Raw genomic sequence first — 19,890 nt, forward strand, 5'->3', positions numbered from 1 at the left:
CGATGCGGAACTACTTAGAGATTCGCTTCGACCGCAGTCGAAGTGGATCTGCTAGTTGGCAGCGGCGATCTGGCGCAGCACGTACTGCAGGATGCCACCGTTACGGTAGTAGTCGGCTTCACCTGGGGTGTCGATGCGCAGAACTGCGTCGAACTCGGTGACCTTGCCGTCTTCAGCGGTTGCGGTAACCTTCAGGGTCTTCGGGGTGGTGCCGTTGTTCAGCTCGGTCACGCCGGAGACTGCGAAGGTCTCGGTACCGGTCAGGCCCAGCGAATCAGCCGACTCGCCCTCTGGGAACTGCAGCGGCAGAACGCCCATGCCGATCAGGTTCGAGCGGTGGATGCGCTCGAAGGACTCGGTGATGACGGCCTTGACGCCCAGCAGTGCGGTGCCCTTGGCAGCCCAGTCACGCGAGGAGCCCGAACCGTATTCCTTGCCGCCCAGAACGACCAGCGGGGTGCCGGCGGCCTTGTAGTTCTCTGCAGCGTCGTAGACGTAGGCCTGCGGAGCACCTTCCTGGGTGAAGTCGCGGGTGAAGCCGCCCTCGACGCCGTCCAGCAGCTGGTTCTTGATGCGGATGTTGGCGAAGGTGCCGCGGATCATGACTTCGTGGTTGCCGCGGCGCGAGCCGTAGGAGTTGAAGTCCTTGCGATCCACGCCGTTCTCGATCAGGTAGCGGCCAGCCGGGGTTTCCGACTTGAACGAACCTGCAGGCGAGATGTGGTCGGTGGTGACCGAGTCGCCCAGCTTCAGCAGCACGCGAGCGCCGCTGATGTCCTGGACCGGCTGAGGCTCAGCGGTCATGCCCTCGAAGTACGGTGCCTTGCGTGCGTAGGTCGACTTCTCGTCCCATGCGAAGGTCGAGCCCTCTGGGGTGTCCAGTGCCTTCCAGCGTGCGTCGCCTTCGAAGACTCCGTCGTAGCCCTTGGCGAACATTTCCTTATCGATCGACGAGTCGATGATCTCCTGGACCTCGACTGGCGATGGCCAGATGTCCTTCAGGAAGACATCGTTGCCCTCGGCGTCCTGGCCCAGTGCGTCGGTCTCGAAGTCGAAGTCCATGGTGCCAGCCAGGGCGTAGGCGATGACCAGTGGCGGGGAAGCCAGGTAGTTCATCTTCACGTCCGGGTTGATGCGGCCTTCGAAGTTGCGGTTGCCCGAGAGCACTGCGGTTGCTGCGAGGTCGTTGGCCTGGATAGCCTCGGAAATCTCGGTGTCCAGCGGGCCGGAGTTGCCGATGCAGGTGGCGCAGCCGTAGCCGACCACGTAGAAGCCGAGCTTCTCCAGGTATGGCAGCAGGCCGGACTTCTCGTAGTACTCGGTGACAACCTTCGAGCCTGGGGCGACCGAGGTCTTGACCCATGGCTTGGAGGTCAGGCCCTTGTCAGCGGCGTTTCGAGCCAGGACGGCTGCGGCCAGCATGACCGAAGGGTTCGAGGTGTTGGTGCACGAGGTGATCGAAGCGATCGAAACCAGGCCGTGGTCCAGGGTGAACTGGGTGCCATCTTCCTTGGTGACCTCGACGGCTACCGATGGGCGGCCAGCACCCTGGGTGTCGTCGGCGTTCGATACGTAGTTGTGCAGGTCCTTGCGGAACTGCTCCTTCGAGGAGGACAGCTCGATGCGGTCCTGCGGGCGCTTCGGGCCGGCGATCGATGGAACCACGGTCGACAGATCCAGCTCGAGGTATTCCGAGAAGCGGATCTCGCGGCTTGGATCGTGCCACATGCCCTGTTCCTTGGCGTAGGCCTCGACCAGTGCAACGTTCTCCTCGCTGCGGCCGGTCAGGCGCAGGTAGTCGAGGGTGACATCGTCGATTGGGAACATGGCGGCGGTCGAGCCGAATTCCGGGGACATGTTGCCGATGGTGGCGCGGTTTGCCAGCGGCACCTCGGCCACGCCGTCGCCGTAGAACTCGACGAACTTGCCGACAACACCGTGCTTGCGCAGCATTTCGGTGATGGTCAGCACCACGTCGGTTGCGGTGGCGCCAGCTGGAATCGAGCCAGACAGCTTGAAGCCGACAACGCGTGGGATCAGCATGGAGACAGGCTGGCCGAGCATTGCTGCTTCGGCCTCGATGCCGCCGACGCCCCAGCCCAGCACGCCAAGGCCGTTGACCATGGTGGTGTGCGAGTCGGTGCCCACGCAGGTGTCCGGGTAGGCGCGCAGCACGCCGTTGACCTCGCGGGTCATGACGGTGCGGGCCAGGTACTCGATGTTGACCTGGTGCACGATGCCGGTGCCCGGAGGAACGACCTTGAAGTCGTCAAACGCGGTCTGGCCCCAGCGCAGGAACTGGTAGCGTTCGCCGTTGCGCTGGTATTCGATCTCCATGTTGCGCTCGACGGCGCCTTCGAAGCCGAAGGTGTCGATCTGCACGGAGTGGTCGATGACCATTTCGGCCGGTGCCAGCGGGTTCACGCGGGTCGGGTCGCCGCCCAGGTCCTTGACGGCCTCGCGCATGGTGGCAAGGTCGACGACACAAGGCACACCGGTGAAGTCCTGCATGATGACACGAGCGGGGGTGAACTGGATTTCGGTGTTCGGCTGAGCCGAAGCATCCCACTGACCCAGTGCATTGATGTGCTCGTTGGTTACGTTCGCGCCGTCTTCGGTGCGAAGCAGGTTCTCAAGAAGAACCTTAAGGCTGTAAGGAAGGCTGTCCGAGCCTTCAACCGTATTTAGTCGGTAAATTTCGTATTCGGTTCCATTGACGTCAAGTACGCCCTTGGCACCGAAGCTGTCCACATTGCTCACGTGGGACTCCTCTCGCCAGACACTCATTCTGTTGCACACGCACACTTCAATTCCAGTTAGGAGTTCCTAACTGAGATAGTCAGGCTCCTAGCGCGGCAGAGCTAAAAACAGTCTATCGCCAAAGCCCGCAAAAAGACTCCTCGGAATAAATTTTGGTCCAAATTCGTGTCTAAACGGACACTTTCAGGTGCTTAACGGCGCACAAACAGCCCGATGGACTCCATATGGTGGGTGTGCGGGTACAAATCGTGAATCTCCATGTGCTCTAATTCGTAGCCTCGGGCCATCAAGCGCGCGGTATCGCGGGCGAAAGCCGCAGGGTCGCAGGACACGTAACAAATCCGCGAAACAGCGCTGGCGGCCAGCTCCGCGGCGACTTGCTTGTCGATTCCGGTACGGGGCGGATCAAGCACCACCGCATCCAGCGAAGCGTCCCGGGCGACCTGCCGTAACACTCGCTCAACACGGCCGCGGATCACCGTGGCCTGCGAGTAGGAGCGCAGGTTCTTCTTCGCATCCGCATGGGTGCCCGGAGCACCCTCAATCGAGAAGACGCGGCCCTCGCGGCCAACCGCCTTGGCCAGCGGAACGGAGAACAGGCCGGCACCGGCATAGAGGTCGGCGATTTGCTCGCCGGCGGCCGGCTCGGTCAGCTCGATCACGCGCCGGGTCAGCAGGCTGGCCGCCTCGCGGTGCACCTGCCAGAAGCCTTCCCCGGTAATCCGGAATTTCTCCCCCAGCACCTTTTCGGTCAGGTACGCCGAACCGGCCAGAACCTGCAGCCGCCCCTTGCCGTCGGCCGCCGAGCCGCCCTGCTGGCTGAACGAGGCGACGTTGACGCCCTCGGCGAATTGCTTGGCAACCTTTGCCGCGGCGCCGGGCTTGGCCTCGGCCAGCAAGATCAGCACGGTTCGGTCATCCTGGCTGGATACCGCGGCTTCGACACGTTCAATGCCGGTGTAGTCCACGGAGTACAGCCCGGTGGCTTCAATGGCCGGATGGGCCAAGGGCATCTGCGCAATGCCGGTCAACTGGTTGCTGCGGAATGCGCTCATTGCCAGTCTGCCCTGGGCGTCTACGGAATACGACATCCGAGTGCGCCAGCCCAGGCCATCGACCGAGCCCTTGACCGCTTGCACCGCAGGGAAGTTGTAGTCTTCCGCGTTCAGGCCGCCCAGCCGGGTCATCTGCTCGGCAGCCACCTGCGACTTCAGCTCACGCTGGTGCTCCAGGATGATGTGGCCGAACTCTGCGCCGCCCACCGGATCGCGGTGCTTCAAGGCATCAGCTGCATCCCAGAAGTGCGGCACCCGGTGCTCGCTGGCTTCGAGCACTTCGGCCACGTCGGCACGCCAGAACTTGGCCTCCGGCGCGCTGTCCGTCAGGCGCACCTTGACCAGTTCGCCGGGAATGCCATGGCGCACGAAGATCACCCGGCCCTCGTGGCGGGCGACGGTGTGCCCGCCATGGGCAATCTTGCCCAAGCGGACGGTGAGCATTGGAGTATCAGTCATCGTTCCAGTCCTTCTTCAGAAGCAGTCAATTCAGCGGTGCGCCGAGGATTCTTCGGTCGGGCCTCCGCCAAGGGCATGCGAGGCGCTGAGCAGGCGCCACGGGACCGAGGCAATCACTACTCCCGGTTCATGGTGCAGGCGGTTCTTCACGCGCAGCGCGGTTTGGTTGTGCACCAGCTGTTCCCACCAATGGCCCACGACATATTCGGGAATGTACACGACGATCAGTTCCCGCGGCGATTCACGCTTGATGGAACGGATATGCTCAATCAGCGCTCCGGGAATATCGCGATACGGCGAGGCCAGCGCAGTGATCGGCACCGGGATCTGCAGCCGTTCCCAATCCTGCAGGGTCTTTTCGGTCTTGCCGCGTTCCACGTCCACGATGATCGCTTCAAGCTTCGAGGGACGCGAAGCGCGGGCGAAGGCCAGGGCACGCAGCACCGGCTTGCGCACGGTGGATACCAGCACGAGCGCATGCACGCGCGAGGGCAATGCGGTGACGGCGGAGTCCTCGTCGACCGCCAGCTCGTCGTCGACCTTCTGGTAGTGCCGCTGCAGCGAATCCATGATCACCATCAGGACGGCAATGCCCAGCACGGCCAGCCACGCACCATGGACCAGGCGGGTGGCCAAGACGACCACGAGCACCAGCGCCGAGAGCACCAGGCCTAGCAGGTTCAGCAGCCGCTTGCGCTGCTTGGCCGCACGGATCTTGCGGTCTGCAATGGGCACCAGAACACGTTTCCAGTGCTTGAGCATGGCCAGCTGGCTCAGCGTGAAGGAAACGAATACGCCCACCACGTACAGCTGGACCAGCAAGGTGACATCGCCTTGGAACAGCAGCACCAGCGCGATCGCGGCAATGCCCAGGCACAGGATGCCGTTGGAGAAGCCCAGGCGATCGCCACGGGTGCGCAGCTGGCGCGGGAGGAAGCCGTCGGTCGCCAGATGGCTGGCCAGCAGCGGGAAGGAATTGAAGGCCTGGTTGCCGGCCAGCAGCAGCACGGCAATGGTCAGCACCGAGACGATCACCAGGCCGAAGGTGAAGTCGCCGAACACCGCCTGGGCCAGCTGGCCCAACACCGGGATCTGCACGAAGCCTTCGGGGATCGGCTCGCCGTGAAGCAGGAACGAGGCCTGCGGATCGGCGACGACCTTGATGCCGGTGGCCCGGGCAAGCATCAGCGTGCCCAGCGTCAGCACGCCGGAGAGCAGGCCCAGCACCAGCAGGATCCGCGCCGCGTTCTTCGCCCGCGGCTTGGCCAGCGTCTGCACGTTGGAGATCGGAACCTCGATGCCGGTCAACGCGGCCGACCCCGTGCTGAAGGCACGCAGGATCAGCAGCGCACCGACAACGCCATGCAGGCCATTGGCGAACTCGGCCTCCGGCACAATCGTGAAGTCCGCACTCGGGGCGAGCCCGAGGGAACCGGTCAGCGCCATCACGCCGCCAATGGCCACCAGCAGCAGCATGCCGATGACGAAAAGGTAGACCGGGATGGCCAGCGTCCAGCGGCCTTGCCCTTTGCCGCGCAAATTGCCGACCACGAGGAAGGCGACCAGGGCGGCGGCCACCCACGCCTTGTATTCGGCCACTGCAGGGAAAATGGCGGCAAGATACAGGGCCGCCGACGAGCTGGAAACAGCAACGGTGAGCACGAAGTCGACCAGCAGCGCCGCGGCCACCGCAGTGCCCGGACGTGCACCGAGGTTCTTCTTCACGATTTCATAGTCGCCGCCACCGGAAGGGTACTCCATTACCGATTGGCGGTAGGACAGCACCAGCACCACCAGCACCGCGAGGACCGCCAGTCCAACCATTGGCGAGAGCGCGGTCGCGGCGATGCCCGCAATGGCCAGGGTCAGCAGGATCTCGTCCGGCGCGTACGCCAAGGACGACAGGGCGCTGGAGGAGAAAATCGGCAACGCGACCTTGGGTGGCAACGGCTTCTTTTTCAGCTGTTCAGTGCTGAAAGGCCGGCCCACCAGGATCCGCTTCAAACCGTCAAATAATGCAGGCACGACACAACGTTATCGCAGGGTGCACGGCGCGGGCGTGCTTCACCATCGATAAACTGGGCGCGATCAGCGCTATTGTTGCATTCGTAGCACACAGCCCGTGGGCGCCAAGCGGCACGCGGCAAGCAGCAAAACCAAGGAGTTCTCGGTGGCACATTTCGTGATCATGGGGTGCGGACGCGTCGGTGTCGCGCTGGCCCACACGCTGGATTCGGCGGGGCATTCCGTGGCAGTCATTGACCAGGACCCGCATGCCTTCCGCCGGCTGAGCAAGGATTTCTCCGGCACCACGGTGACCGGCATGGGATTCGACAAGGACACGCTGGACGCTGCCAAAATTGGCGAGGCCTACGCGTTCGCAGCTGTTTCCAGCGGTGATAATTCCAACATTCTCGCCACTCGCGTATCGCGCGAAACCTATAATGTGCCCCACGTCGTGGCCCGCATCTATGACCCAGGACGAGCGGAGATCTATCAGCGACTGGGCATCCCCACCGTGGCAGCGGTCCGCTGGAGCACCGATCAGGTGCTTCGCCGGATCCTGCCGGACTATTCGATGCGCGGGGACTTCCGGGAGCCCTCGGGACGCCTGGTGCTGTCCGAAGTGGCCTTGCACCGCGACTGGTATGGCCACCTGGTCAAGGAGCTGGAAGCCGCCGCCGGGGTGCGCGTGGCCTATTTGACCCGCTTCGGCGAAGGCACCATCCCGGAGAACCGCACCCGGCTGCAGGGCGGCGACCTGGTGCATGTGATGATGCGGCTGGACGAGTCCAAAGACGTGGAAAAGATCCTTGCCAGCCCGCCAGCGGCGCAGACCAACGAATAACCTGAGAGGCATCCCATGAAGGTCATGATTGCCGGGGCCGGCTCGGTCGGTTCCTCCATTGCCCGTGAACTAATCATCAACCACCACGAAGTCCTGCTGATCGATCTGCAACCGGAAATGGCCGAACGCGCAGATCTTGAAGCGGTGAAGTGGCTGATTGGCGACGCTTGCGAATTAGCTGTCTTGCAGCAGGCGCAGCTTGAAGAGTACGACGTGGTCGTTTCGGCGACCGGCGACGACAAGGTCAACCTTGTGGTCTCGTTGCTGGCCAAGAGCGAGTTTGGCATCCGCCGCACTGTGGGCCGCGTGAACAATCCGAAGAATGAATGGATGTTCGACGATGCCTGGGGCGTCGATGTTGCGGTCAGCACGCCGCGGCTGATGACCGCGCTGGTCGAGGAAGCCGTGGAGGTCGGGGACCTGGTGCGGCTGCTGACGTTGAAGACCGGCGAGGTCTACATGGTCGAGTTCACAGTCCCGCACGATTCGGCCTTGATCGGCCGCAGCATCGGGCGCATCTCGTGGCCCGAAGACACCACCATGATGGCAGTGGTCCGCGACAAGACGCCGTTCCCGCCCAGTGCCGATGATGTAATTGAGGGTGGCGATGAAATCTTCTTCATCACCACCCCGCACGCAGAACCCTTGCTGCGCCGCACGTTGCGCGACGCCACCCGCTAGGCCGCTGGCTTGGGCGTGCTGGTCTCGTCGCCGGCTACGGCCGCCGGCTTCGAGACCAGCCACGCGAACCACAGCCCCGCCGCATACAGCGGCACTCCCATCAGGGCACGGGCCAAGCCCAGGGCCACGACATCATCTGCGATGTACATCGGGATCTGCACCGCCAGGCGCAGCGCGAAAACAGCAATGATGATCCAGGTAGCCACCTGGTAGCGGCGCAGGCGTTCGGGCTTCTTGCGCCATTCAGTGCCTTCATTGCGGATGAATCCGAAGAGCAGGCCGATCAGCGGCCAGCGGGCCATCACCGAAATCAGCAGTCCCGCCAGATAGGCGGCAGACACGTAGAACCCCGGAATGTAGTAGTCCTTGGCGTTGCCCGAAGTCCGTGCGGCGAAGGCGCAGATCAGGATGCCGATCAGCCCAGAGCCTGCCTGGATCAGCGTCGAGCGCTTGACCAGGCGGATGATCATGAACACGACGCCGAGGCTGATCGAGGCGATCAGCCCCCAGCCCAGATTGCTGGTAAGCGCGAAGACCATGATGAACACGAAACCGGGAAGCACGGTTTCCAGGATGCCGCGCACGCCGCCAACGGTGGAGAGCAAGTCAATTCCGCCGTCAGCGTTTTGCGTGATGTTGGAGTTCGAGCCGATCATCTCGGCGAAACTCGGATGCTTAGTTTCCGGTGCGGAATCATCGTCCGGACGGGATGCGTCGTTGTTCACCATGCCTACTTCCAATTAGACGCCAGCTGGCTGGCGTTCTCGAATCCTTGAGTGGCCGTCGCCGGTCATCGACGGGCTTCCGGCACGATGACGTAGCGCGGATTGAAGATCGTCGGGATCTGATCCACAGGAGCAACCATTCCCGAGTACTCCACCTTCACGCCCGGCTTGATGCCCGGAACGGTTTTCTGTCCCATGAACGCCAAGCGAACATGCGGCACAGTTCCGCGACGGGCCGACACGGTACCGAGCCGATCCACCACTACAGCGGTCAGCCGCGGGGCGACATTCGTCGCGGAGTAGCTCACCGATTGGACGTACCCGGTGTGCTCGACCCGCCCCTTGGATGGCAGCTGTTCCAGGCTGTCCAGCCGCTGGTAGGTGGGCTTCTGGCCCGAGGGGCCGAGCTGCGGAGTGACGGGTTTGTCCTTCAGCGACATTCTCTAGCCGATCTGGGTGATCTCTGGTCCGCGTTCTGGACGCTTCAGCTCAGGGTTCTGCTCGGGGGCTGCCGGACGGGCCTGGGCATTGGACGGGACGCTCAATGGCAGAAGTTCAGCCGGAGGCAGCGGCTTGTCGCCGCGATTGACCACGACGTCACGCAGAATCCCGTCGACAATGTTGGCGGCCTCCTCGTTGCCGATGGCCGCGCCGCCAATGACTGCACGCAGGAACCAGCGGCGGCCATCGATGCCGACAAAGCGCAGCGCAACATGCCCGGCGCGGCCGTCTGGCAGCTGCTGCGGCACCTTGGCGAGCAGCTCCTGGCCGTACTCGCCATCACGGGTGAAGATTTCACCGTTCTGGGCGCTGATGTCGCTCTTGATCTTGTCGCTGATGCCTGGCCACAGCGACTCGGACTTCGAAGACGAGAAAGCCATCAACTGGATCCGCGACTCGGCGATCTCCAGCGACACCGCGATGACACGCTTGTTGGACTCTTCAACGTCCATGCGGACCTTCAAGCCGGCTACCGGCTTGATCAGGATTGAGCCGAAGTCCAGGTACTCCTGCGTATTCTCGATGTCGTCGTAATCGAACGGGCCGGTCTTCGGCTCCTGCTCGTTCTGGGCTGCATCCTCAGCTGGTTCGGCGACTGGCTGCTCTTTGGCCTTCTTGCGCTTGAAAATCATGGTGTCCTTAGAAAATCTTGTCTTGCTCTCAAGGGTACTTACTTGGAGTTGAATCCGCCGGTCGAACCGAATCCGCCTGCGCCGCGGGCGCTGTCCTCCAGCGAATCCACTGCGATGAAGGCCGCCTGCTCGACTTTCTGGATAACCAGCTGGGCAATTCGGTCGCCCCGGCTGATTTCGAAGGACTCGGACTTGTCGGTGTTCAACAAGGTGACCATGATCTCACCCCGGTACCCAGCGTCAACAGTACCCGGTGCATTTACCACGGTAATGCCGTGCTTGGTTGCCAAGCCGCTGCGTGGGTGCACCAGACCAACGTAGCCATGCGGGATGGCTAGCGCGATGCCGGTAGGAACGAGCGCGCGGGCACCTGGCTCCAGCACAAGGGATTCGCGAGCATGCAAGTCAGCACCGGCGTCCGAAGGATGCGCGTAGCTGGGGACCGGCAAATCGGTGTCAAGCATCTTGATGGCAATGGAAAATGATGGCTCACTCATCGATGTAGGTCTTCCCCCGGAGTCTTGTGAAATGGTCACTCGATAGTTTCTCGTGCCTAACTCTATCGCGCACGCCGTCCAATGGCCTGCCAACCGGCTTCGAGGTCTTGAATCGGAGAATTATTGCCTAGACTTGGAACCATGAGTAATTCCAGCCCCGCGGGTTCGAACGTCCAGTACAGCGAAAAGCTTTGGCCATCGGCCAGCACCTGGATTTGGCCAATCATCATTTCCATCACCGCAGGTATTGCGCTAGCTCCGATCAGCAGCATCCTTGGATGGATTGCCGGTGCCGTCGTGTTGCTTTCGCTGATCGCGGTGTTCCTGCTGCGCACGCCGACCATCGAGGTCACCGATGAATTGGTGACCGTTGGACGGGCCAGCATTGAACGCAAGTACATCGGGGAGGTTGTCGGCTACCGCGGAGATGAGGCATTCAAGCAGCGTGGGCAGAAACTGCACGGCCTGGCCTACATGCTGCTGCGCGGCTGGATCGACGGAGTCGTGCGGATGGAGGTCACCGACGAGCGTGACACCACGCCGTACTGGCTGACGTCTACCCGGCGTCCCGAAGAGCTGGCGGCCGCCCTCTCGGGCGTGATGTACGAATTCACCGACGAAGGCAAGGCAGAAGCAGCCAAGCTGGAACAGTCCGAAGACGCTGCCGGCGAATAGCGTTGACTGCCTTGGAGCCCGAAAAGCGCATGGCGCCCAACCTTCTGGTTGGGCGCCATGCGCTTTTCGGAACTGCTGCGCGGGTTTTCATCCTTCGCACTCGCTGCAGAATTTTTGCCCGTTGTCCTCACGGACCAGCTGCGTGCGGTGGCGCACCATGAAGCATGACGCGCACGTGAATTCATCGGCCTGTTCCGGCAGGATTTCGACGCTCGCTTCCTCCTGCGGCGCCTCGCCGCCGGGCAGAACGTACTCTTCAGCCAAGGGGGTTTCCGCTTCGTCAACCAGGTTGGCCATGGCTGCGGTCTTGCCTGCTTTGAGCTGAGCGATTTCCTTGGCTCGTTCCGCTTCTGACATTGCCACGGGTGCAGCAGATTCACTTGCCATAATCGTTTTTGCTCTTTCCTGCAGGTCTTCGTCCTAGCCGGCTGCTCCACGAGGTGGAAACTTGTACCGGCATAGAAGTATAACGTTCTTCCGGGTAATCCATTCCCGTTCCTGCCACGCTATGCCATGGGCGCAAGGTTCGAGGAATTACGGCGTGAAGTTGAGGACTAATCTTGCGCCACACCCTGCGTGGTGGTAGGAATTCGGGCCTCAAGGTGGCAAAGTTTTACACAGGAAATAGAGCGTGTGGAGGGTAGGAATGCGTCAGCTGAGACTGGTGGGAATTCATGAAAATGGTTCCAGCCTGCAGGTCAGCAGTGACGACGGGATGAGCTTCGAGCTGCCTGTTGACGATGCACTGCGCAGTGCAATGGCTGAAATCGCCCGTTCGAGGGCTCCGAGGAACCGTGAGGAGTCCTCGGTCCATTCGCCGCGCGAAATCCAGGCACGAGTGCGCGCTGGCGCGTCCGCCTACGACCTGTCGCTTGAATGGGATGTCCCCGTCGAGGATATCGTCAAGTACGAAGGCCCGGTACTGGCTGAACGCGAGCACATCGCCGAGCTGGCACGCCGCGTCGAGGTTTCCGGACCGCAGACCGACGCCGAATACCGCGAGGTGTTCGGCGAAGAGCCGGCCGATCTCGGTTCCATGGTGGTCCACCGCCTGCACCAGCTGCACATCGATGCCGAGTCGGCGCGCTGGAATGCCTGGAAAGATCCGGAAGGCCAGTGGATCGTCACCGTGGAGTTCGATTCCCCGCTGCCGACCGAGAATGTCGAGTCACTGGATTCGGATTCGACTGCCGCTGCCGAGAACATTGCACGGTGGGCTTTCACTCCCGCGCGCAAGACGTTGAAGAACCTGAACCGCTGGGCCCAGACCCTGAGCGAGCAGGTAGCTCCTGAATACTTTCGCCCGGTCTCTGCACTGAACCAGCCAGAGGCGGAACCGGCCGCCGCAGCCAGCACTCCGGAGCCCGATGAGACCGAAGAACTGGTCACCTTGCTCAACGCTCGCCGCGGGCAGCGCACTAAGGACCAGGATCCGGAAGGCGAGGCTCGTTACAACGAGATCATCGAACGCAGCATGAGCAAGTACGATACCGATGACGAGGACGCGCTGCCGCATCTTCCGCAAGGGATTTCCGCGCGCACCTCGCAGCTGGTGGTTGTCACCAATGAAGACGACGATTCGGGCCGTGCCGAGGACAAGCCAGCTGAACAGCCTGCCGAGGAGTCGGCTCCGCGCAAGGCCAAGCGTTCGTCCGTTCCCAGCTGGGATGACATCATGTTCGGCAAGCGCAAGAAGGACACCGACTCCTAGTGCGCAGCTGACACTGGAGAGCACAAGGGAGCGGGAACAGCATTGGACCAATGCTGTTCCCGCTCCCTTTGCGTTGCCGGCTATTTGGTGCGGTGCACCAGCAATGGCACGAACCGCTCCCCCGCAGTGAGCGACCCGTGCTGCCCCACCATGTCGAAGGCCATCGGTGCGACGCGTCGGCCGTCATAGAATGCGATGGCTTCGGCCGCCAAGATCATCAGATCGCCCAGCCGTGCCGCATGTTCTTCGGTGATGGCGCCGAAGTAGCCGCGTTCTATGGCTTCCTCGCGCGTCATCACCCAGGCTTTGGTGCCATAGGCCCGCTGCCAGGCCTCGCGGACCCGTAGCCGGCAGGCGTCATCGGCCTGCGGGTCGAAGGTCAGTTGGACGCCACGAGGTTCACCGCTGGTCAGCTCGACGCCCTCGACCAGCTCAGGCTGCTGGCTGTAGTCGATGCGCTGCGACGCTGGAATATCCACCATTCCATGGTCGCCGGTGATCAGCACCGTGGTTTCTTCCGGCAGCTTGGACACCAGGGTCTTGATGACGTAGTCCAGTTCTTCGAGGGTGTCCCGCCACTGGCTGGAGTCGACGCCGTATTTGTGGCCTGCCTTGTCCAATTCATTGAAGTACGTGTAGACCAGCGCGTTGCGGTTCGAGTCGAAGATCGTGCGGGTGGCACGTGCGCGCGCCGCCGGCTGGTTGGCCGGCACGAATTTGGGCCCGCGCAAGGACGCACGGGTCAGGGCCGACTTGGCAAACATGGGGATCGACACGGTCGCCACGTGGATGCCGTTCTCGGCGATCTTCTGGAAAACGGTCGGGCGAGTCTGCCAGGTTTCGGGGTCCAAGTCCCCAGGCCACCCGCCCAACTGGTTGACCACACGACGCTTGGCCGGGTCGATGACGTCATAGCCGACCATTCCATGCTCGCCAGGAGCCAGGCCCGTGGCCAGGCTGCTCAGGGATGTCGCGGTGGTCGAAGGGAAGCCAGTGCCCAGCTTCTGCCCCTTCTCGAACAGGCCGCGCAGGAAGGGCGCATGCCCGAGATGGCTTTTAAGCTGGTTCCAGCCCAGTCCATCAACCATGATCAGGGCTACTCGCTTGGTTGGGGCGAAGCCCAAGGCATTCTGATAGCCGTCAACCCCCATTGCCGCTGCCGCTGAGGGAAGAATCTCCGACAGCGTAGCCTGGCCGTATTTGGGTGCTTCCGGGATTTTCTGCGGCGGTTCAGGCAGGCTGCTGAGCTTTTGTTCCTCGATCATGCTCAGGCGATCGTGGCCAGGCGCAGGCGCACAGCGAACTCGCGGGCCTTGTTCACGGCCTGCTGGCCATCGGCTTCGGCACTGACGCGGATGACCAAGTCCTCAGGCTGCGAGGTGCCATTCAGCCCGTGGTCGGCATCGCACTGCGGATCTCCGCAGGAAGCAGGGGCCAGGTCGATCCGCTTGGTTCCGTCCCAGGACAGCCCGAAGGTCAGTTCCTTGACTGGGTCAGCGGACGAGTAATGCTGCGGCTGGTGATAGACGAAGCTCGTGGCAACCGAAGCGATGCGCGCCAACGAAATCATCTCGACTGATACTTGCGCCATGACATCTTTGCCATGGTCATCAAGCTGCTGGTCATCTACGTGCAAGATGAAAAGCACCTTTTCGCTCATCACCATGACGGTGATGTGGCGGTGGACCTCGGTATGGTCGAAGTGAGTTTCCAGATGCACATAGTGGTCAAGCACCGGTTGGCCCATCATGGCCTCAGCCAGGACATCCTGGACCATCTGCGGATAAAAACCCGCACGGACCAAGTCATGCTGAAGCTCAGCGCCAGGAGTGGTCGAATACGTTGGAGAACTCATGCCCCAATTCTACTCAGTCGCCACCGGCAATTCACGTTTCGGCGTTTGCACTCAGCTGCGCAGCGCACGGCGGACGCTATCCGTGCGCTGCTCTGCGTTGCTGATCTGGATGCTCACTGCCAGCACACTCAGCGAATCTGTGGCAACAGTGATCGGCGCGAATTTGGCAACTGTCACTTCAGGATGGTTGTCCTTGAAGAGCGAGACACGGGTGATGAAGTCTTTCAAGGCCTCCAGATCCACTGCCGGCAATCCCTGGTAGCCGAATAGACGCACGCTGCTGCGCGGACGGCGGATAAGCTGTTCCAGGTCATGGGTGGAGAACGGCGCCACGCCGTGGGCCCAGTCATCGAGCAGGTTGACCGGATCGCCGCTAAGCCCGAAGGAAATAACCGGACCCAGCAACGGGTCCTCCATGGCCTTGACAACGCAAGCCTGCCCGGCTGGCGCCATGCTCTGCACATCCAGGGAGTCCACGCCGTATGCGGCCATCAGCGACTTCATGTGGGCGAAGTTCGCTTCCAGGCTCTGCTTGTCCGGGATGCTCAAGCGCACGCCGCCCAGGTCCAGGCGTTGCCGCAGATCGGGGTCGTTGGCTTTCAACGCGACCGGCCAGCCGAGCTCGTCGGCCGCTGCGACAGCTTCCTCTGCGCTGTGCACCACCCGGTGGGACAGGAACTTGATCCCGTAGAAGTCCAGCAGCTTCTGCACCTGCTCGTCGTTCAATTCCAGCAGGTTGGTCCCCGAAATGGTCTTCACCAACTCGTCAAGGTACTCTGCCGCGCCTTCGACATCGATTCCTTCCGGGTCTCTCATCGGCTCGTAGGGAACGTCCACCCACTGCTGGTATCCATAGGCCTTGGCCAAGGCGCCGATGACCGTGGTGGGCGACGTATACACCGGAATTCCCTGCTTGAGGCCTCCGGTAATCTTCGTATCCGCCAGCCCCGGAACCAGGGCCACCACCGGTTTCGGCTGGCCTATGAACTCCTTGGCGACCTTGAGCACCGCACGGGTATCCAGCTCCGAGTAGGGCAGGTGCGCCAACAGGATTGCGTGGACTTCCGGGTCATCCACCAGTTCCTGGATCCGGGCGCGCAGCACGGGTATGGCCTTTGACTGGCCGATGCTGTAGTCCAGCTCTTCGCCTTCCACCACGGTGTTCAGGTTCCGGTCTTCAGCGACATCGCACACCACCTCGGCGATGGTCAAGGAATTGGACAGGATCGCGACGTTCGGGCCCTTGGGCGGAGGGAAGACTGAAAGCAGGGAGGTGACATCCAGGAGCTCTTCGGCGGAGCGGACGCGGATCACGCCGGACTGGCGAAGAATTGCGTTCATTGCCCCCGGTGCTGCCTGCCCTACGCGCACAGAATGGCCGGGTGGAAGGCGACGGCCCATCACGTCGGACTTGGCCACGATTACCGGCTTGCTGCGGGCCAGGCGCCGAGCGATGCGCGCGAATTTGCGCGGGTTGCCAAAGGATTCCAGGTACAGCGCCACCACATGGGTCCGCGGGTCGTCCTCGAAGAACTGCATGGCGTCGTTGCCGGAAACATCAGCGCGCAGGCCGGCGGAAATGGCGCTGCTGGGGCCTACCCCCTGCTGCAGGGCGACGCCCTGGATGATCGTGCCCATGGCCGCCGATTGGGTGAAGAATCCTACGTTTCCTGCGGCCGGGACATGCTGGCTCCCAGTGGCATACAGCTTCACCTGCGGGTCGGTATTCATCAACCCGGCCGATCCCGGCCCGACTACGCGCATGCCGTTGGCACGAGCCAGCGCCACAAGTTCGCGCTGTGCGCCCAGCCCTTCAAGGGTTTCGTATCCTGTGGTCATGATGACCAGGGACTTCACCCCGTGGGCGGCGCAGTCGGCAATGGCGTCCTTGACCCCCTCACGCGGAATGCACAGTACGGCGACATCCACCGGTCCTGGAATTTCGGTGACCTTTCCGTAGGCCACCATGCCGCCGACTTCCAGGGCCGCATCGTTCACCGCATAGACCGCACCGGTGTACCCGGATTCGATAATTTGCTCCAGCACGTCGTGCCCGAGCTTGCCCCAGGTGCGGCTGGCACCGATCACTGCCACCGACTTGGGCGCCAGCAGCGCTGCCACGCTGCTCGCTTCGGCGCGGTGCTCTCTCGCCTCGGTCACTTCGCGGGACTTCTCGGTGGGGCTGATGGAAAACTCGAGCATCACCACTCCATCTTCGAAATGGCGGGCGACGGCGTAGCCCGCATCCGAGAAGACAGTGAGCATCTTGCGGTTCTCCGGAAGCACCTCGGCTGAGAATTTCTCAATGTCGTTTTCACGGGCCGCCGCGGCCAGGTGCTCCAGCAGGATCGAGCCGATCCCAGTTCCCTGGTACTCGTCCGAGACGTTGAAAGCTACTTCGGCTTCCCGCGGATCATCCAAGCGATCGTAGCGGCCGACACCGATGATCCTTGCGCCACGAACCACTGTAAAGGCGACGCGATTCACATGGTCCACATTCGTGAATCGCTCCAGCTCTTTGGGGGTCAGCGACGACTTGTACGTAAAATAGCGTAGGTAGACTGACGTCTCGGACTGCTGCTTGTGCATGTCCTGGAGCGCTTGGGAATCCTGCGGGGTGATTGGCCGTAGGTGCGCTGTTGTCCCGTCGCGAAGCACAACATCTGCTTCCCAATGCGCCGGATATGCCGCCGAAAGTTTACGATCCACCATAGGCTTAGGATAGTCGGCAGTTCGGCGTTGCGCCCAGATGCAACACGAAGATTCGGCAGTTCCGGCCCTAAGACAGTAGATGAAGGACGAACAGAGTAATGGCTCCTAAGAAGTCTGAAGAGATTCCAGCGGATTTCGTTGAAAATATCGTCGATATAGACGTCACCAATGAAATGGAATCATCCTTCTTGGAGTACGCCTACTCTGTCATCTACTCCCGTGCGCTTCCCGACGCCCGAGACGGCCTGAAGCCGGTTCAGCGGCGCATCCTGTTCCAGATGGCCCAGATGGGCTTGCGCCCCGAGAAGGGCCACGTCAAGTCGGCCCGCGTGGTCGGCGAGGTCATGGGCAAGCTGCATCCGCATGGCGACACCGCAATCTACGACGCCATGGTCCGTTTGGCCCAGGATTTCTCGCTGCGCCTTCCGCTGATCGACGGCCATGGCAACTTCGGTTCGCTCGATGACGGACCAGCAGCCCCGCGCTACACGGAGGCCCGCCTGGCAGCTTCTGCCGTCGCGATGACCGCAAATCTGGATGAAGACGTCGTCAACTTCGTGCCGAACTACGACAACCAGTTCATGCAGCCAGAAGTGCTGCCCTCTGCGTTCCCGAACCTGCTGGTCAATGGCACCACCGGCATTGCCGTGGGCATGGCCACCAACATGGCTCCGCACAATCTGGGCGAAGTGGTCGCCGCTGCGCAGCACCTGCTCAAGGAACCTGAAGCCACCGTCGAAGAGCTCATGAAGTTCATTCCGGGCCCGGATCTGCCTTCAGGTGGCAGCATCATCGGCTTGGACGGCATCAAGGATGCCTACCGCACCGGTCGCGGATTGTTCCGCACCCGGGCCACGGTGATCATGGAGAAGATTTCAGCACGCAAGTCGGGCCTCGTGGTCACCGAACTGCCATATGGCGTGGGTCCTGAAAAGGTCATCGAGAAAATCAAGGATGGTGTCAACAGCAAGAAGATCTCCGGCATTTCCGATGTCGTGGACCTGACCGACCGGCATCACGGCCTGAAGCTGGTCATCGAGCTGAAGAACGGTTTCAACCCGAACGCCGTGCTTGCCAGCCTGTACAAGTACACCCCGATGGAAGATTCCTTCGGCATCAACAACGTTGCCCTGGTCGATGGCCAGCCGCGCACCATGGGGCTGCGTGAGCTGCTGACCGTGTATGTGGACCATCGGATAGATGTAGTACGCCGCCGCACCGTGCACCGCCTGGCCAAGCGCGAGGACCGCCTGCACCTGGTTGAGGGCCTGCTCATTGCCATCGTTGATATTGACGATGTCATTGCCATCATCCGTTCTTCCGAGCAGACCGCTGAAGCACGCGAACGCCTGATGACGGTCTTCGACCTGAGCGAACCGCAGGCCAGCCACATCCTGGAACTGAGGCTGCGCCAGCTGACCAAGTTCTCCAAGCTGGAGCTTGAAACCGAGGCCGAGCAGCTGCGCAACGAAATCGAGGAATTACGCGCCATCCTGGAGTCCGACGAGCTGCTGCGCACCGTGGTTTCCAACGAACTCGGTGAAATGGCCGAAACCTTCGGCACCCCGCGCCGGACCAAGCTGCTGAAGTCTGCCCAGCTGGCACCGCTGAAGGGCACCGCGCTGCCCGAAGAAGTCGGAACCGGCAAGAAGGCCAAGCTGGCGATGGAAGTATCCGATACCCCATGCTGGGTTCTGCTCTCTGCCACCGGGCAGATCGCCCGGACCCCCGATCGGCAGGCCGTGGATTACGCCGCGGCGCGCATCAAGCATGATGTGCTCACCTCGCAGGTCGCCTCCAGCGCCCGCGGAGAAATCGGCGCCCTGACATCTGCCGGCCGCATTATCCGCATCTCGCTGATCGATGTTCCGGTGCTCCCCGAGTCCCACGGCTTCCCGCAGCTGGCCCATGGCGTGCCGATCTCCGAATTCCTCAAGCTGGGCAAGGGCGAAAGCGCGGTGGCGCTGGTTCCGCTGAACCGGGTCCTTGCCATTGGCACGCAGAACGGCGTGGTCAAGCGCGTGAGCCCTGACTACCCGCTGAACCGTGACGAGTTCGAGGCGATTACGCTCAAGGACAAGGACGTGGTGATTGCCGCGGCACCGGCCGAAGACGCCGACGAGCTGGTGTTCATGACCAAGAACGCGCAGTTGCTGCGTTTCAGCGCTTCGGCCGTGCGCGCCCAGGGCCGCACCGGCCAAGGCATGGCGGGCATCAAGCTCGCTGCCGACGACCAAGTGATTTTCTTCGGAGTGGTCCCTGCCGGTGCCAGCGACGCCGTGGTAGCCACCATCGCTGCCGGTTCGCAAACCCTTCCTGGGACGTCGGGCCAGTCGGTGAAGCTCACCGAGTTCTCCGAGTTCCCGGCCAAGGGCCGCGCCACCGCGGGCGTGCGGGCGCACCGTTTCGTCAAGGGCGAGGACCACCTGCAGCTGGCTTATGCCGGCCAGGGCCCGGCACGCGCCAGTTCCACGGCGGGTGTGGTGCGTGCATTGCCTACCGAATACGGCAAACGCGATGGTTCGGGAGCCCCGTTGGCCCAATCAGTGAACATCATTGGCGGAGCCATCAGCGGAGGAGACGAAGCTCCGGCGGCACCCGCTGCCCAGGAACCCATCCCAGCCGCAGCACAGGAAGCGTTGATTCCCGAACCGGCCAAGGCCAAGCCAGCTCCCGCCATCACGCCGGGAGAAGATGCGCTGCCTTTCGATGACGGCGGCGTAATCCTCTGAACCGAAATGCGCTGAGCCGTCAGCGCCAGGATTGAACGCGGCGCCGT

16 protein-coding genes are annotated in these 19,890 nt (G+C 62.3%); 5 read left to right on the forward strand and 11 right to left on the reverse strand.

Annotation, left to right across the window (positions count from 1 at the left end):
- Positions 1-51 precede the first annotated feature (51 nt).
- The 3 genes from acnA to F0M17_RS10130 all read right to left on the reverse strand — a co-directional run bounded on the left by acnA (position 52) and on the right by F0M17_RS10130 (position 6,299).
- Positions 52-2,760: an aconitate hydratase AcnA gene (gene acnA / locus F0M17_RS10120; RefSeq protein ID WP_073706050.1), complete on the reverse strand. Its 2,709-nt coding sequence runs from the start codon at positions 2,758-2,760 to the stop codon at positions 52-54.
- A 191-nt stretch (positions 2,761-2,951) separates the two neighbouring features.
- On the reverse strand, positions 2,952-4,274 hold the full coding sequence (locus tag F0M17_RS10125) for a class I SAM-dependent RNA methyltransferase (RefSeq protein ID WP_073706049.1): 1,323 nt from the start codon (positions 4,272-4,274) through the stop codon (positions 2,952-2,954).
- A gap of 30 nt (positions 4,275-4,304) precedes the next feature.
- On the reverse strand, positions 4,305-6,299 hold the full coding sequence (locus F0M17_RS10130) for an APC family permease (RefSeq protein ID WP_073706048.1): 1,995 nt from the start codon (positions 6,297-6,299) through the stop codon (positions 4,305-4,307).
- Between the two features lie 145 nt (positions 6,300-6,444).
- Between F0M17_RS10130 and F0M17_RS10135 the strand changes: the two genes are divergently transcribed.
- Complete coding sequence (locus tag F0M17_RS10135; RefSeq protein ID WP_038991859.1) at positions 6,445-7,122, forward strand: TrkA family potassium uptake protein; 678 nt, start codon at positions 6,445-6,447, stop codon at positions 7,120-7,122.
- Positions 7,123-7,137: 15 nt separating this feature from the next.
- A complete protein-coding gene (locus F0M17_RS10140) occupies positions 7,138-7,803 on the forward strand; it encodes a TrkA family potassium uptake protein (protein WP_038991861.1) in 666 nt (221 codons plus the stop codon).
- Here F0M17_RS10140 and F0M17_RS10145 read toward each other — a convergent pair.
- The 4 genes from F0M17_RS10145 to dut form a co-directional block, all read right to left on the reverse strand.
- Complete coding sequence (locus F0M17_RS10145; protein WP_246857051.1) at positions 7,800-8,531, reverse strand: DUF3159 domain-containing protein; 732 nt, start codon at positions 8,529-8,531, stop codon at positions 7,800-7,802. The two genes, F0M17_RS10140 and F0M17_RS10145, sit on opposite strands and share 4 nt — an antisense overlap.
- Before the next feature lie 62 nt (positions 8,532-8,593).
- Positions 8,594-8,968 carry a hypothetical protein gene (locus F0M17_RS10150; RefSeq protein ID WP_121866999.1) on the reverse strand — a complete coding sequence of 125 codons (375 nt, stop codon included), beginning with the start codon at positions 8,966-8,968 and terminating at the stop codon, positions 8,594-8,596.
- 3 nt (positions 8,969-8,971) lie between these two features.
- The gene (locus F0M17_RS10155) at positions 8,972-9,661 is read right to left on the reverse strand and encodes a DUF3710 domain-containing protein (RefSeq protein WP_121867000.1); all 690 of its coding nucleotides are present in this window, start codon (positions 9,659-9,661) and stop codon (positions 8,972-8,974) included.
- 38 nt (positions 9,662-9,699) lie between these two features.
- Entirely contained in the window at positions 9,700-10,158 is a 459-nt protein-coding gene (gene dut, locus F0M17_RS10160) for a dUTP diphosphatase (RefSeq protein ID WP_149597063.1), read from the reverse strand.
- Between the two features lie 141 nt (positions 10,159-10,299).
- Between dut and F0M17_RS10165 the strand changes: the two genes are divergently transcribed.
- On the forward strand, positions 10,300-10,833 hold the full coding sequence (locus F0M17_RS10165) for a DUF3093 domain-containing protein (RefSeq protein WP_038991865.1): 534 nt from the start codon (positions 10,300-10,302) through the stop codon (positions 10,831-10,833).
- An 87-nt stretch (positions 10,834-10,920) separates the two neighbouring features.
- Here F0M17_RS10165 and F0M17_RS10170 read toward each other — a convergent pair whose 3' ends face one another.
- Entirely contained in the window at positions 10,921-11,220 is a 300-nt protein-coding gene (locus tag F0M17_RS10170; protein ID WP_038991867.1) for a DUF4193 family protein, read from the reverse strand.
- Positions 11,221-11,479: 259 nt separating this feature from the next.
- On the opposite strand from F0M17_RS10170, the gene sepH reads away from it, so the two are divergent.
- Positions 11,480-12,544: a septation protein SepH gene (sepH, locus tag F0M17_RS10175; RefSeq protein WP_149597064.1), complete on the forward strand. Its 1,065-nt coding sequence runs from the start codon at positions 11,480-11,482 to the stop codon at positions 12,542-12,544.
- An 80-nt stretch (positions 12,545-12,624) separates the two neighbouring features.
- Here the strand turns inward: sepH and F0M17_RS10180 are convergent, their stop codons facing one another.
- From F0M17_RS10180 to F0M17_RS10190, 3 genes are read right to left on the reverse strand one after another with little or no spacing between them, the layout of a single operon-like run.
- A complete protein-coding gene (locus F0M17_RS10180) occupies positions 12,625-13,809 on the reverse strand; it encodes an alkaline phosphatase family protein (RefSeq protein ID WP_149597065.1) in 1,185 nt (394 codons plus the stop codon).
- Positions 13,810-13,811: 2 nt separating this feature from the next.
- On the reverse strand, positions 13,812-14,399 hold the full coding sequence (locus F0M17_RS10185) for a DUF5998 family protein (protein WP_038991869.1): 588 nt from the start codon (positions 14,397-14,399) through the stop codon (positions 13,812-13,814).
- A 51-nt stretch (positions 14,400-14,450) separates the two neighbouring features.
- Positions 14,451-17,111, reverse strand: coding sequence for a GNAT family N-acetyltransferase (locus F0M17_RS10190; protein WP_141358347.1), 2,661 nt, complete (start codon positions 17,109-17,111; stop codon positions 14,451-14,453).
- Between the two features lie 98 nt (positions 17,112-17,209).
- Here F0M17_RS10190 and F0M17_RS10195 point away from each other — a divergent pair, with 98 nt between their 5' ends.
- On the forward strand, positions 17,210-19,843 hold the full coding sequence (locus tag F0M17_RS10195) for a DNA topoisomerase (ATP-hydrolyzing) subunit A (protein ID WP_149597066.1): 2,634 nt from the start codon (positions 17,210-17,212) through the stop codon (positions 19,841-19,843).
- Positions 19,844-19,890: the final 47 nt, after the last annotated feature.

This window comes from Glutamicibacter sp. ZJUTW (assembly GCF_008370855.1).
GTDB classification, from domain to species: domain Bacteria; phylum Actinomycetota; class Actinomycetes; order Actinomycetales; family Micrococcaceae; genus Glutamicibacter; species Glutamicibacter nicotianae.

What these genes read in the sequence shown, in the direction of transcription:
- F0M17_RS10125 (WP_073706049.1), bottom strand. Translation starts at nt 4,274, where the DNA reads ATGACTGATACTCCAATGCTCACCGTCCGCTTGGGCAAGATTGCCCAT.
- F0M17_RS10140 (WP_038991861.1), top strand. Translation starts at nt 7,138, where the DNA reads ATGAAGGTCATGATTGCCGGGGCCGGCTCGGTCGGTTCCTCCATTGCC.
- F0M17_RS10145 (WP_246857051.1), bottom strand. Translation starts at nt 8,531, where the DNA reads ATGGTGAACAACGACGCATCCCGTCCGGACGATGATTCCGCACCGGAA.
- F0M17_RS10150 (WP_121866999.1), bottom strand. Translation starts at nt 8,968, where the DNA reads ATGTCGCTGAAGGACAAACCCGTCACTCCGCAGCTCGGCCCCTCGGGC.
- F0M17_RS10155 (WP_121867000.1), bottom strand. Translation starts at nt 9,661, where the DNA reads ATGATTTTCAAGCGCAAGAAGGCCAAAGAGCAGCCAGTCGCCGAACCA.
- dut (WP_149597063.1), bottom strand. Translation starts at nt 10,158, where the DNA reads ATGAGTGAGCCATCATTTTCCATTGCCATCAAGATGCTTGACACCGAT.
- F0M17_RS10165 (WP_038991865.1), top strand. Translation starts at nt 10,300, where the DNA reads ATGAGTAATTCCAGCCCCGCGGGTTCGAACGTCCAGTACAGCGAAAAG.
- F0M17_RS10170 (WP_038991867.1), bottom strand. Translation starts at nt 11,220, where the DNA reads ATGGCAAGTGAATCTGCTGCACCCGTGGCAATGTCAGAAGCGGAACGA.
- sepH (WP_149597064.1), top strand. Translation starts at nt 11,480, where the DNA reads ATGCGTCAGCTGAGACTGGTGGGAATTCATGAAAATGGTTCCAGCCTG.
- F0M17_RS10180 (WP_149597065.1), bottom strand. Translation starts at nt 13,809, where the DNA reads ATGATCGAGGAACAAAAGCTCAGCAGCCTGCCTGAACCGCCGCAGAAA.
- F0M17_RS10185 (WP_038991869.1), bottom strand. Translation starts at nt 14,399, where the DNA reads ATGAGTTCTCCAACGTATTCGACCACTCCTGGCGCTGAGCTTCAGCAT.
- F0M17_RS10190 (WP_141358347.1), bottom strand. Translation starts at nt 17,111, where the DNA reads ATGGTGGATCGTAAACTTTCGGCGGCATATCCGGCGCATTGGGAAGCA.
- F0M17_RS10195 (WP_149597066.1), top strand. Translation starts at nt 17,210, where the DNA reads ATGGCTCCTAAGAAGTCTGAAGAGATTCCAGCGGATTTCGTTGAAAAT.